Raw genomic sequence first — 12,269 nt, 5'->3', positions numbered from 1 at the left:
AAGGAGGGCGGTACTATTGGCTGACAAAGAAGGGCTGATTTTAAAGCTTATAAAAGAAAATCCATATATCACCCAGCAGGAGATTGCCGAACGTTTATCTCTCTCCCGTTCCAGAGTTGCTGGGTATATCTCCGGATTAATAAAAACAGGAAAAATTATCGGCCGTGCCTATATAGTTAACGATAGTGAAAGGGTGCTCTGCGTAGGCGGCGCGAACGTTGACAGGAAAGCTTCAGTAAAGACCTCCTTCAAATGGGGAGATTCCAACCCTGTGACATTCACTGAAACGAGTGGCGGCGTTGCAAGAAATATTGCAGAAAACCTTGGGAGACTGCAGGTGCCTGTATCTATTCTGACTGCGATCGGGGAAGATGCCGCGAGTAAAAAGATTTCTTCTGAGTTATCTCAGTTTGCGGATGTTTCTCCATCTGTTAAGGTCCAGGGAGAAAGAGCAGGAACCTATACAGCTGTACTGGACAGTACAGGTGAAATGTTGTTTGCCCTGGCGGATATGGAAATATATGATTCCATAACATCAGACACATTGAAGGATAAATTGATTCATATAAGAACTGCTTCACTTGCAATTCTGGATACAAATTTCCCTAAGGAAGTATTGACAGCAATCATTGATGAGAGAAAAGCAGTAAATGCTTTAACTGCAGTTGTGCCAGTTTCCGCCAAAAAAGTCGACCGCCTGCCGGACGACCTTACAGGAATTGACTATTTGATCTGCAACAAAGAGGAATTGGAAACAATATGCAGGCAATATTCAATTGTTTCTGGTAACGGATTATTTTCTGATATGGAACAGATAATTGATCTTGGGATTAAAAATCTCGTTGTGACTGCCGGCAAGGATGGTGTAACCTTTTTAACTAGCGATGGAGAGAAGGGAACACTTAAGGCTCTTGGTGCAGAAGTAAAAGATGTCACTGGCGCAGGAGATGCTTTTTCATCCGGCTTTTTTTATGGCATATTTACAGGGTTGGGTATTGAGCAGTCTTGCCGTTACGGCCTTGCCGGTGCAGCGCTGGCATTGGAAACAAATGAAACAGTTTTTCAGGATCTGTCTGCCGATAAGCTCCGTGAAAGAGCGGAAAAGGCAGGAGAATAGAGAGCGAACTGCTTGAGTGAAAAATAAATTAACTTTGAGAAGAAAATCTTTAAAACAAATGGAGGAATAAACTATGGAATTAAAAGATTATATTGTTTTTTCAGAAGAGGTATTGGAAGCTAAGAAAGCAGGGAAGCCTGTGGTTGCTCTGGAATCTACAATTATTTCTCACGGGATGCCATATCCGGAAAATGTGAAAACCGCCAAGCGGGTGGAGGAAATTATTCGTGAACAAGGGGCTGTTCCGGCAACGATGGCGATTATGGATGGGAAAATCCGGGCAGGCCTTAGTGAAGAGGATCTGGAAAGACTTGCAAAAGAACAGGGCGTTGTAAAAGTAAGCCGCCGTGATTTACCTGCTGTATTAAGCCAGCGTAAGACTGGAGCAACTACGGTTGCTGCTACGATGATTTGCGCGGAGCTTGCAGGTGTGGATGTTTTTGTTACTGGTGGAATCGGGGGTGTGCACAGGGGTGCGACAGCGACGATGGATATTTCCGCGGATTTGCAGGAGCTTGCGAAAACAAGTGTTGCTGTTGTTTGTGCAGGAGCAAAGTCGATTCTCGATATCGGCCTGACACTGGAATATCTGGAGACTCATGGAGTACCTGTTATAGGATATAAAACAGACAAGTTCCCGGCTTTCTATACGAGAGACAGCGGTTTTGGAGTAGATGTGGAAGGGAGTTCCGCAGAGGATATAGCTGAAATTCTCGCTGTGAAATGGGAGCTTGGCCTTAAAGGTGGAGCTGTTATTGGAAACCCTGTACCTGAAGAATTTGAAATGAATCCTGAGCAGATTGAAAGTATTATTGCTAATGCGATGAAAGAAGCAGAGCAAAAAGGAATCAGCGGTAAAGAAACAACCCCATTTTTACTGTCCAGGCTGAAGGAATTAAGCGAAGGCAAAACACTGGAAACAAATATTGCATTAGTAGAGAATAACGCACTTACAGGCGGGCAGCTCGCGGTGGCCTTAAAAAAGAGAAGAAGTGAATAATATTATCACATATTTTTACATGAAAAAGTCGGGGGTCTGGCCCCCGACTTTTTTGCTTATTGAGTTTTTGCGACAAATCTTCCGTACATAAATGTTAACGCGAATGGGACAATGATCGCAATTCCCATACCGATAAAGAATGAAGTCCAGCCAGTGGTCATGATGGAAAGGAAAGCAGGAAGCCCGCCAACACCGACTGAATGTGCAAGTACGTTATTAATAGTGATGAACATACCACTTAATGAAGCACCGATAATCGCACAGATGAACGGGAAACGATAACGGATATTAACCCCGAACATTGCAGGTTCTGTGATGCCCAGATATGCTGAAACACCTGAAGTACCTGCTAAACCTTTTAAGTTTTCATTTCTTGTTACGAATATCATCGCCATAGCAGCTGATCCTTGCGCAATATTTGATAAGGCGAGGATTGGCCACAGGAATGTTCCGTGCCCGGAACCTGCCAGCTGTAAATCGACTGCAAGGAATGCGTGGTGCATACCAGTTACAACCAACGGTGCGTAAAGAGCACCATATACAAGTCCGCCGATTGCAGGAGCAGCACTGAACATCCAGATAAAGAAATCAGTAATAGTATTACCAAGTGTAAACGTAATTGGGCCGATTGCGATAAATGTGATAAAACCGGTCACTAGTAAAGCTACTGGAGCGACTACTAAAAGCTGAATGGATTCAGGAACTCGTTTCCTGAGTGCTAATTCTATTTTTGCTAATATATAGGATGCGAACAATACCGGCAATACCTGACCCTGGTAACCGATAGCTTCCACTTCCAGTCCGAATAAATTCCAAATTGGAACTGTACCTTCCGCTTGCGCATCTCCATAAGCCCAGGCGTTTAATAAATCAGGATGAACTAAAATCAAACCTAAAACAATACCCAGCAGCTCACTTCCGCCAAACCTTTTAACTGCCGACCACCCGATTAAGGCTGGCAAAAAGGCGAACGCTGCACTAGCGATTACGTTTACCATCGTTGCAAAGTCTGCCCATTGTGGATGGACGTCAATAATAGACTGCCCTGGGTAGAAAATATCTTCACCTGTCAGAATATTATTTAATCCGAGCAGGAGACCTGCAGTTACGATGGCAGGCAATATTGGAATAAATATATCCGCAAGAGTCTTAATTGCTCTCTGGAAAGGATTCATTTTCTTAGATGATTCTTCTTTTACATCGTCTTTAGTTGCTTCTCCAATACTGGATATTGCCACCATATCCCGGTAAACCTGATCTACTGTACCCTGGCCGATAATAACCTGGTACTGCCCGTTAGAGGAAAATGCCCCTTTAACCAGGTCGAGTGATTCCAGTTTTTCTGAATCTACTTTTGATTCGTCTTTTAAAGAAAAACGAAGTCTTGTGACACAGTGAGTGGCTTTATTAACATTTTCTTCTCCGCCAATTGCTTCTAGAATTTCTTTTGCTTGTGTTTCATATTTACCCATAGTACCCTCCTGTATCTCACAAGCTGATTACTTACTGCACAGGCTGTGCATTCATCACACTTGTATTAGTCTGTTTAAAATCTTGCTGGTTTACGGTATGATATATGATTCTCTGTTCTAACGAAAATGTAAACGTTTAACCAAAGAATTTGTATATACAAATAACCGGTCTGAAATATATTTTAATTTGTCTATACAAGTTTTGCAAGCGTTTTATTTTAAATTATTTTTCCACTCTATAGTTATTTACCCGATTTCAAAAATTTAATAGGGAAAATAGATGAACTGAAATAAAAAAAGCAAACCATTTAAGGATTGCTAATTAAACTAATATTCCTCTATTCTGATTACACTTTTAAATGGACAGGAGGGTTTGCCACGGCGCTAAGAAGGTGTTTAATTGAGGAGAGGGCTGTGAGAGAACTTCCCCGGTATCACCGTTATCAAAGACTTTTCCTTTCTCAATATAAATAAGCCGGTTTGTCAGCTGCCTGATTTCAATTAAATCGTGGGTAATAAAAAACATTGTTGTATTTGTCTGGCGGAGAATGGTGTTCAGCTGGTTGATAAGTCCAGTCTTAGTAGGGAAATCAAGTGCTGAAAACGGCTCGTCCAGAAACAGAACTTTTGGGTTTGTGGCAAATGCCCTGGCCAGATTCATTCTCTGGGCTTCTCCCCCTGATAAAGACGCCGCGTCAGCGTCAGCAAGATGTTCAATTTGGAATTTTTTCAGCCAATGCATAACTTTGTTATGCCGTTCTTCTTTTTTTATTTTTCGGATAGACAGGCCAATCTCCACATTTTTATATACATTGCCCTGAAAGCGCTGGGAATGCTGAAAAACACATGCCCATTCTCTTCTGACATCCAGAGGAGGAGAAGAGAGGGAAAGGCTTTTTCCTTTGTATGTCATCATTCCTTTATCAGGGGGATCGAGCAGAGAACAGGCTTTAAGAAGAGTAGACTTTCCGGCACCATTCGGCCCGATTATTCCCAGCCGGTCTCCTTGTGTCAAAGTTAGTTTGTCAAATCCGCAAGTAATTCTGCCGTTCCGGATGCATTGTATTTCTTTATAATCAAGTAAGGCTGTCACGGTGTGAACCTCCTCTGCTGCAAGTGCAGTAAAATAAATGTGATAATCAGGGCAATAGCCATGAGAATGAAGGAGAGTGCCAGAGCAATATGAAAGTTTCCTCTGGAAACCTCCATTACCATCGCTGTTGTTAAGATCCTTGTTTCTCCCCGAAGATTTCCGCCGACCATCATAGCAGCTCCCACTTCTGCCAGGACTCTTCCCAGTCCTGCCATGATCGCGGCCATAATGCCGAAACGGGCTTCCTTAATGTACATATACACCTTTTGTGCTGTTGTAGGTCCCAATGATTTAATTTGCAAAATTAAGGCGTAGTCAATTTTCTTAAAAGCCGAATATGTGAGAGAAATAATAATCGGCAGTGAAACGACAACTTGAGCAGCGACTATCGCCTGAGGAGTAAACAGCCACTGCAGGTCTCCAAGAGGACCTGACCGCCAGAGAAACATCGTAACCCAAAGGCCTGCCACTACAGGAGGCAGGCCCATTCCAGCATGTACAATTAACAAAATTAGCTGCTTGCCGGCAAAATTTTTGAACGCCAGAACCATTCCGGCGGGGAGGCCGATAAGTGTGCTGATAAAAGTGGAAATAAGGCAGACTTGCAGAGTTAACAAAGTGATCTGCAGCACTTCGTTATCCAGCTGAACGATCATTTTAAAGGCTTCAACCAGCCCCGACCAGATGAGTTCCATTGAAAAGCTCCTTTGAAAATAACTTTTGACTTTAAATTTAGTTAGTGAAAAACAACGGCTGACCCCATTCTTCTTCTCCGAATGTTTTAATAAACGATTGTGTTTCATCGGAGAGGAAGAAATCTACGAACGCTTGAGCAGCTTTGTCATTAATCTTATCAGACAGATCAGGGTTTACCTGCATAACATGATATACATTTTCCAGGCTTTCATCGCCTTCATTGAGAATAGCCAGATTACCGATGTTCTCTTTCTGAAATAAATATGTTCCTCTGTCAGTCAGGGTGTAGCCTGCACGCTCACTGGCGATCCGCAGCGTCTCTCCCATCCCCTGTCCCGTTTCCTGATAATTTTCGAAATCAGGTTCGGTGCCGGCGAGATTCCATATATCAAGTTCCTTTTTATGTGTACCTGAATCATCACCTCTTGAGAAAAAGACCCCGTTCTGGCGCGCAAGTTCCGAAAATGCTTCCTCCACCGGCAAACCGTATATTCCTGCAGAGTCGCTTTCAGGTCCTGCCACGATAAAATCATTATGCATAACCCTGTGCCTGTTAATAACTTTTCCGTCCGCTTCAAGCACTTCTTCCGCCTCAGGTGCATGGGCAAGCAGAGCATCAGCTTCTCCTGCTTCCCCCATAGCAAGTGCCTGTCCGGAACCTGCAGCAATGATTTTTACGTTCACACCTGTTTCTTCTTCAAAAACAGGCATAAGTTCATCGAGAAGCCCTGTGTCATATGTGCTTGTGGTTGTGGCCAGAATCATTTCCCCGTCAATTTCAGTACCTGTTTCCTGTCCTTCTGAAGTGTCCCCGCAGCCGGAAGCAAGTAATAAAATCACTCCTGAAACTAGTAAACTGGTCCATTTTTGATTCATGATTTGTCACCTCCTGATAAAAATTTTTATATAATTTCTGCTGCCGGACTTTGAATCACTTTTCCAGACTCTGTTAAGTCATAACCTTCCGGAACGAGGGTCCCCTTAAATGCATTGTCTGACTGAAGGTGCTCCAGAACATAATTTAAAGCTTGTTTGTTCTTTCCGGTCCATTTAAAAATTAAGTCGAAAGATTCTTCAGCAAGAGGGAGGAAGTCAAGGCCAAGAAGATGAGCAACAGGCTCAATTCCTATCGTCACATCCGCAGTTCCGTTAACGACCATGGAAGCAGCCCCGTAATGGGTGGATTCCTCTGTTTCATAACCTTTTATAGAAGGAGGAGAAAGATTATGCTTTCTTAGGCTGGAATCAAGAAGCTGTCTAGTTCCCGATCCTTTCTGCCGGTTCACTATCCGGAGATTTCCATTAGCAAAGGACTCCCAGCCGGTAATATTTTTCGGGTTGCCTTTCGGAAGGATAAACCCCTGTCGCCTTGTCGTAAAACGGACGACAGATACAGGAGCTGAGCTGAAAAACTGGTTAATTACCGGTAAATTATACTGGCTTGTATTTTCATCAAAGAGATGGACTGCCGCAATGTCACATTCATCGCGATAAAGGGCCATCAGACCTTCCAGGCTGCCGATAAAAGAGGTCTGCAATGTAACAGGGATTCTGCTGTCCTGGTGTACTGACTGGCAGAATTTATCCAGGAGAATATCATGGCTGCCGGCTAAACGAGCAAAAAAATTCTGTTTAACTGAAGCGCCTTCAGATCTGCCCGAACTTACTCTTGTTGAGTTTTTCCTCTTAAAAGCCTCTACCTCTTTTTCTTCAATTCTCATTTTATTCCCAATCTTAAAAGCAATCAGTTCTTCCCGCTTAATGAGTTCATAGACGGTATGTTTTGAAATCTGAAGCAGCTGGGCTATTTCATCCGGTGTATATATTTTTTCAGTCACTGCCGTCTCTCCCTTCTTTATTTACGCTTCAGACGGACGCATTCTGCGGGCACGGCTTCAACTAATTTTTGACGGCTTAACGCCTTCAAAAATGGATTTTCAGCTCGCGCTGTTCCCGCCAGAATCGCCGTCTTACGCTGCAATCGAAAAGTAAATTCGTCTTTTTTATACAAAGCCTATATATGAAATTCATTCATATTAAATATACTTTCCAGTTGGGCTTCATTCTGTGTTTTTTATCACGTTTTGTTAAGTTTAGTTAAGTTTCGTTAAGTTTTATTGAGTTTGATGTTGTTATATTTATATTAGTCTTTTAAAAAAAGAAAGGAAAGCATTTTTTTCAAAATTATCAGATTTATAATACAATGGGATTGAATACTTTTAATAAAGGGAAGATTACTTGTGACTCTGGAAGTATGGCGGACAAGCTGAAATCTCAGAGAAAGAGGGATACATATGAGAAGAATACTCGTATTAGGAGGAACACGATTTTTTGGGAAGCGTCTCGTACAAAAGCTGCTTGATAACGGGGATGATGTAACTATAGCCACCAGAGGAGAAACGGACGATCCTTTTGGGGACGATGTGCAACGAATAAAGGTGGACAGATTCAGCAGGGAGTCGATGGAAAAGGCTTTTTCCGGTGATGACGAGTGGGACCTTATTTATGATCAAATTTGCTTTTCTCCGGATGACGCTCACGATGCATGTGAGGTGTTTAAATTCAGGGTAAAGAAATATATTCTTACGTCTACTTTGTCTGTTTACAATTTTGACAGTAAGGCGAAAAAAGAAGAGAAGGATTTTAATCCCTATGATTGCCATATTAAATATGGCCGCAAGGATGAATTCAGTTATGGTGAAGGGAAACGGCTTGCTGAGGCCGTATTTTTCCGGAACGCCAGGTTTCCTGTGCTGGCAGTCAGGCCGCCAATCGTACTGGGCAGAGATGATTATACCGAGAGACTGCATTATTATGTGCGTAAAGTACTCTCTGAAGAAGTAATTGGTCTTGACAACACTGAAAGAAAAGCGTCTTTCGTTGAGTCTGAAGACCTGGCCCAGTTTTTATTCTGGGCAGGCTTTAAAGAGGATTTTACAGGCCCGGTGAACGCTTCCTCACCGGACCAGCTTTCCCTTAAAGAACTTCTCACCATTATTGAAGAAAAAACAGGAAAGGCGGCAAAAGTGGCCTCTCCTGATGGGACTGTCAAGAGTTCGCCAATGAATTTTCCAGTATCTATCTATCAGGATGTCTCATTAGCCGAAGCGGAAGGATATAAGTTTAAAAAATTGTCGGAATGGTTTGAGCCCCTGACAGAATGGATTGTAAACGAAGAGAAAGCAAAACAGCAGTAACAGGATATCTGAAGGGAAAATAACCTGGAATTTGCAACGGTTTAAGGAAAGGATAAAACAGGATAAAAATAAGGAGGATACCATCTATGAATTACAGAAGACTTGGAAATACAGGACTGAAAGTCAGTGAAATCAGCTTAGGAAGCTGGCTGACATATGGAGACAGCGTGGAAAAAGAGAGAGCGGTAAAAACAATTGAACAGGCATACGATGTAGGAATTAATTTTTTTGATACTGCTAATGTTTATAATCGCGGGGAATCTGAAAAAGTAGTCGGGGATGCACTCCGCCAGTACAGAAGGGACTCCTATGTTCTCGCAACGAAAGTTTTTGGGGCGATGGGAGAAGGGCCAAACGACAGGGGGCTCTCCAGAAAGCATGTTTTCGAGCAGCTCCATGCAAGCCTGGACAGGCTGGGGACTGACTATGTAGATATTTATTATTGCCACCGGTATGATCCTAATACACCTGTGGAGGAAACGCTGCGCACCATCGATGATTTAATCCGCCAGGGAAAAATTCTCTATGCGGGGGTCAGTGAGTGGACAGCAGCCCAGATTGAAGAGGCAGTCCGGATAGCAGATCAGAAACTTCTGGACAGAATTGTGGTAAATCAGCCAGTTTACAATATGCTGAACCGATACATCGAGGAAGAAGTTATTCCGGTTTGTGAAAAATACGGAATCGGGCAGGTCGTCTTTTCTCCTCTTGCTCAGGGAGTGCTGACGGGCAAGTATAAAAAAGGACAGGAAGCACCTGAAGGAAGCCGGGCAACGAACGAGGAACAGAGAAAATATATCGAACGCTTCTTAAACGATGAAATGCTCGAAAAAGTAGACCAGCTGGAAACTATAGCAGCAGAGCAGGGGATAGCCCTTTCACAGATGGCGTTATCGTGGATACTGCGAAATAAAAATATTTCCAGTGCAATTATAGGAGCCAGCCGCCCGGAACAGGTTGTTGAGAATGTACAGGGTTCTGAAATTGAACTTTCAGATGAAGTTGTTAACAGGATAGATTTGATTCTGAAAGGCCAGGCTGATTAAACGAGAAATGAAAGGAATGGACGCAGATGTCCATTCCTTTCGTATTCTTTTGGGAAGGTATTGCCTAAGGTGTGCGATTTCTGAAGGGATACGGCCCGGCACTCAGGTATTGCAATGCTCGGCGGACTTGCTGTACTCTGTAAAATTATCTGAACATCAGTTCATCAATAAAGCTTTTTAAGGTGACTGGAAATCGGCCGTCAAACGATTCGGAAGGCAATTCTGCCTGGACAGAAAAGACTCTCCCGTCGTGTTCTAATAAGGCGTAATAACGCTGGCTCGATGCTGGCTGGCTGAACTGACCCTGCCGATCAGGAGTTTCGAAGACAGGATAAGGCTCGGCGGACTCTTCGTATCCTTCTGATTCCATCTGTTCAATGGTACGCATTTCAATTGCCTCCAGAGAGCTTTCTTCTTCAGAATGAACCAGTAAAGTAATAGAGAATGAATCGGTAACTTTAAATTCACGGCCTATAAGTTTTTCTGAGCGGTAAATATCTTCTGTAACGACAGTCTGAGGTTCCAGGTAAGTGGAATAGCCCAGTTCTTCGTCAATATAAAGATGAAGTGTATGTTCATGCTCCATACCTTCTGCAGTTATATTTTCAGAAATAGTCTCGGGGCGTTCTTTGTATTGTACATCCAGATCATCCCGGGACTCATTCGGATTATTTGTATCAGCCGCTTCATCAGTCGGATTTTCATTATTGTCATATTCTCCGGTTCCTCCCAATACTGCATCGGGCCTGCCTCCTGATTCCGGTGGTACAGCATCCTCTCCTGTAAGGTTCGTATCGTTGCCGGTAAGCATTGAACCAATCAGGATGCCGGCTATCAGCAATGCACATACAGATGCAGCTGCAATACCGCCATATCCCTTTATAATCCATGTTTTTTTTCTGGATGCCTGGACAGCCTGGAATATGTCTGAAGGTGAACTTACTGGTCTCGATTGATTGTATTTATTTTTAAGTTCCATGATCCCTTCGTCAAAACGCTTCTCGCTCATACATACGGCCTCCTTTTTCCAGTGATGCCTTCAGCTTTTCTTTTCCTCTTTTCAGCCTCGTTTTTACTGTGCTTTCGCTTAGGTTCATAATGGCTGATATATCTTTTATAGAAGCTTCCTGAAAATAAAATAAGGCGATAGGCACACGGTATTTTTCATCCAGAATCTGTATGGATTTATGTAATATCCGTGCATCATCAGTAAGATCGGTATTTTCTGTGTAAAATGTTTCAGGGGAACTGTTTATTGTTTTATCAATTTTCGCCTTTTCCCGTTTTTGTTTCCGGAAATAGTCTTTTGACACATTCAGGGTCACGCTGTACAGCCAAGTACTGAATTTTCCCCTGGAATACTTATGGAGAAATCGAAAGACTTTTATAAAAACTTCCTGGGTGACATCCTGGAGATCCTCCTCCCGGACACCTATCTGTCTTGCAAACCTTTCTACAGTCAAATAATAATGGTCGATTAACTGGTGGAACGCCATATCATCACCCTGAAGTGCACTCTGTATACAGGAATAATCATCAAACTCGGACATGCTTTCCGGCCTCCTCTCATTTATTTGACAGTACATTCGCAGGAAAAGTTTCATAACTGAAGAATATGTTTAATGGACGGCAGGTTAGCGGCCGGTAAAGGATATGAAAAGGGTAGTTATGTATTAAATAGGGCGGGGAAATGTAAAAGAGAAACGGACGGGCTGCACATGGCCCATCCGCTTTACTGTTAATCAGGAGTATTAGTACTTTGTTCAAGACTGGACAATGCCTGTTTGACGGTAGAATATATTTCAGACGAGGACATGTTAATACCGCTTTTTGTCACACTCTGAACTATATCGGGACGGAGCCCGGTAGTAATTACTCTAACTCCCATAAGCCGGAGCATTTGCCCGATTTGATGCAGATTGCTTGCGACATACGAATCTATCGTAAAGATTCCGGAAAAGTCGGCTATCAGAATATCAATCCCTTTGCTTTCGATCTCTGGTATTACAGATTCCATTATATATCCAGCTCTAAAAGAATCGATGTTGCCAATCAAAGGGAGAATGGCTATTCCCTCCTTCACTGGAACGACAGGAGCCGACAATCTGGCAATTTCTCTTTGTGCCTCGCTTTTATACTCTGCTGACAGACGTTCAAAAGCAAAGACCGTTTCGTTAAGGCTGGCATCCAGTATGCCGTTAATCCGTTTAATTACAAAAGCAAGTTCCTTAAGTGACAGCCCGCACTCTATACTAATCCCGGTTATAATTTCAATGAAAATATCCCTCGTTGGCGGATAACGGGTAATAATGTCCGAAATCCCGTTTTTGTCTGAGACAATGGAGGCTGCATTTTCTTTACTCCATTCAATTAAAGAAACTGGTACTCCATCTTTCTCATCTTTAATAGACTGACCCAGGAAATCCAGTAAATTTATATACATATTTAAAGCCTGGCTCTTTTCATGCTCGGAGATTTTAAGCTCCATTCTGCTTATTACTCCTTCAACAATTTCTTCAGCCAGATATTCCGAGTTTTCTTTAAAGTAATCAGCACAGCTTTTCAGCTTATCCATTTTCAGCCTGCCTCCAAGTAGTAGTATTCAATATTACAATAGTAAACTTCCTGTATTACATTCAGTTAATTGT

General features: G+C 42.7%; 13 protein-coding genes. 4 read left to right on the top strand and 9 right to left on the bottom strand.

From position 1 onward, the window contains the following. Window positions 1-16: 16 nt before the first annotated feature. Together BK582_RS23660 and BK582_RS23655 are read left to right on the top strand one after the other, a co-directional pair. A complete protein-coding gene (locus BK582_RS23660; protein ID WP_078597392.1) occupies window positions 17-1,117 on the top strand; it encodes a carbohydrate kinase in 1,101 nt (366 codons plus the stop codon). Between the two features lie 73 nt (window positions 1,118-1,190). After that, complete coding sequence (locus BK582_RS23655; protein ID WP_078597391.1) at window positions 1,191-2,117, top strand: pseudouridine-5'-phosphate glycosidase; 927 nt, start codon at window positions 1,191-1,193, stop codon at window positions 2,115-2,117. A gap of 56 nt (window positions 2,118-2,173) precedes the next feature. On the opposite strand, the gene treP is transcribed toward BK582_RS23655, so the two are convergent. The 6 genes from treP to BK582_RS28170 all read right to left on the bottom strand — a co-directional run bounded on the left by treP (window position 2,174) and on the right by BK582_RS28170 (window position 7,359). After that, window positions 2,174-3,589, bottom strand: coding sequence for a PTS system trehalose-specific EIIBC component (gene treP, locus BK582_RS23650; protein WP_078597390.1), 1,416 nt, complete (start codon window positions 3,587-3,589; stop codon window positions 2,174-2,176). 355 nt (window positions 3,590-3,944) lie between these two features. Further along, on the bottom strand, window positions 3,945-4,682 hold the full coding sequence (locus BK582_RS23645; protein WP_167553262.1) for an energy-coupling factor ABC transporter ATP-binding protein: 738 nt from the start codon (window positions 4,680-4,682) through the stop codon (window positions 3,945-3,947). Next, complete coding sequence (locus BK582_RS23640) at window positions 4,679-5,377, bottom strand: ABC transporter permease (RefSeq protein ID WP_078597388.1); 699 nt, start codon at window positions 5,375-5,377, stop codon at window positions 4,679-4,681. Before BK582_RS23640 ends, BK582_RS23645 begins: the two co-directional genes overlap by 4 nt. Before the next feature lie 37 nt (window positions 5,378-5,414). Next, window positions 5,415-6,254, bottom strand: coding sequence for an ABC transporter substrate-binding protein (locus BK582_RS23635; protein ID WP_078597387.1), 840 nt, complete (start codon window positions 6,252-6,254; stop codon window positions 5,415-5,417). A gap of 26 nt (window positions 6,255-6,280) precedes the next feature. After that, window positions 6,281-7,216, bottom strand: a complete 936-nt coding sequence (locus BK582_RS23630) for a helix-turn-helix transcriptional regulator (RefSeq protein WP_078597386.1) — start codon at window positions 7,214-7,216, stop codon at window positions 6,281-6,283. 17 nt (window positions 7,217-7,233) lie between these two features. Continuing rightward, window positions 7,234-7,359: a hypothetical protein gene (locus BK582_RS28170; protein ID WP_276328224.1), complete on the bottom strand. Its 126-nt coding sequence runs from the start codon at window positions 7,357-7,359 to the stop codon at window positions 7,234-7,236. 313 nt (window positions 7,360-7,672) lie between these two features. Here BK582_RS28170 and BK582_RS23625 point away from each other — a divergent pair, with 313 nt between their 5' ends. Both BK582_RS23625 and BK582_RS23620 read left to right on the top strand, forming a co-directional pair. Then, window positions 7,673-8,575 (top strand): NAD-dependent epimerase/dehydratase family protein, encoded by a 903-nt coding sequence (locus tag BK582_RS23625; protein WP_078597385.1) that lies wholly within the window; start codon window positions 7,673-7,675, stop codon window positions 8,573-8,575. Window positions 8,576-8,661: 86 nt separating this feature from the next. Further along, complete coding sequence (locus BK582_RS23620; RefSeq protein WP_078597384.1) at window positions 8,662-9,621, top strand: aldo/keto reductase family protein; 960 nt, start codon at window positions 8,662-8,664, stop codon at window positions 9,619-9,621. Window positions 9,622-9,766: 145 nt separating this feature from the next. On the opposite strand, the gene BK582_RS23615 is transcribed toward BK582_RS23620, so the two are convergent. From BK582_RS23615 to BK582_RS23605, 3 genes are all read right to left on the bottom strand, one after another. Then, window positions 9,767-10,630 carry a hypothetical protein gene (locus BK582_RS23615; protein ID WP_078597383.1) on the bottom strand — a complete coding sequence of 288 codons (864 nt, stop codon included), beginning with the start codon at window positions 10,628-10,630 and terminating at the stop codon, window positions 9,767-9,769. Then, on the bottom strand, window positions 10,611-11,171 hold the full coding sequence (locus BK582_RS23610) for an RNA polymerase sigma factor (protein WP_078597382.1): 561 nt from the start codon (window positions 11,169-11,171) through the stop codon (window positions 10,611-10,613). The genes BK582_RS23615 and BK582_RS23610 overlap by 20 nt, the downstream gene beginning before the upstream one ends. A gap of 188 nt (window positions 11,172-11,359) precedes the next feature. Next, window positions 11,360-12,196 carry an STAS domain-containing protein gene (locus tag BK582_RS23605; RefSeq protein ID WP_078597381.1) on the bottom strand — a complete coding sequence of 279 codons (837 nt, stop codon included), beginning with the start codon at window positions 12,194-12,196 and terminating at the stop codon, window positions 11,360-11,362. Window positions 12,197-12,269: the final 73 nt, after the last annotated feature.

This window comes from Evansella clarkii (assembly GCF_002019695.1).
GTDB classification, from domain to species: Bacteria; Bacillota; Bacilli; order Bacillales; family Salisediminibacteriaceae; genus Evansella; species Evansella clarkii.
The sequence above is the reverse complement of the archived record's forward strand: the minus strand, read 5'-3'. Positions and strand labels throughout refer to the sequence as shown.

Bases quoted from the DNA above. Each gene is read 5' to 3' on its own strand.
- BK582_RS23610 (WP_078597382.1), bottom strand. From the start codon at position 11,171: ATGTCCGAGTTTGATGATTATTCCTGTATACAGAGTGCACTTCAGGGT.
- treP (WP_078597390.1), bottom strand. From the start codon at position 3,589: ATGGGTAAATATGAAACACAAGCAAAAGAAATTCTAGAAGCAATTGGC.
- BK582_RS23615 (WP_078597383.1), bottom strand. From the start codon at position 10,630: ATGAGCGAGAAGCGTTTTGACGAAGGGATCATGGAACTTAAAAATAAA.
- BK582_RS23640 (WP_078597388.1), bottom strand. From the start codon at position 5,377: ATGGAACTCATCTGGTCGGGGCTGGTTGAAGCCTTTAAAATGATCGTT.
- BK582_RS23635 (WP_078597387.1), bottom strand. From the start codon at position 6,254: ATGAATCAAAAATGGACCAGTTTACTAGTTTCAGGAGTGATTTTATTA.
- BK582_RS23605 (WP_078597381.1), bottom strand. From the start codon at position 12,196: ATGGATAAGCTGAAAAGCTGTGCTGATTACTTTAAAGAAAACTCGGAA.
- BK582_RS23620 (WP_078597384.1), top strand. From the start codon at position 8,662: ATGAATTACAGAAGACTTGGAAATACAGGACTGAAAGTCAGTGAAATC.
- BK582_RS23625 (WP_078597385.1), top strand. From the start codon at position 7,673: ATGAGAAGAATACTCGTATTAGGAGGAACACGATTTTTTGGGAAGCGT.
- BK582_RS23655 (WP_078597391.1), top strand. From the start codon at position 1,191: ATGGAATTAAAAGATTATATTGTTTTTTCAGAAGAGGTATTGGAAGCT.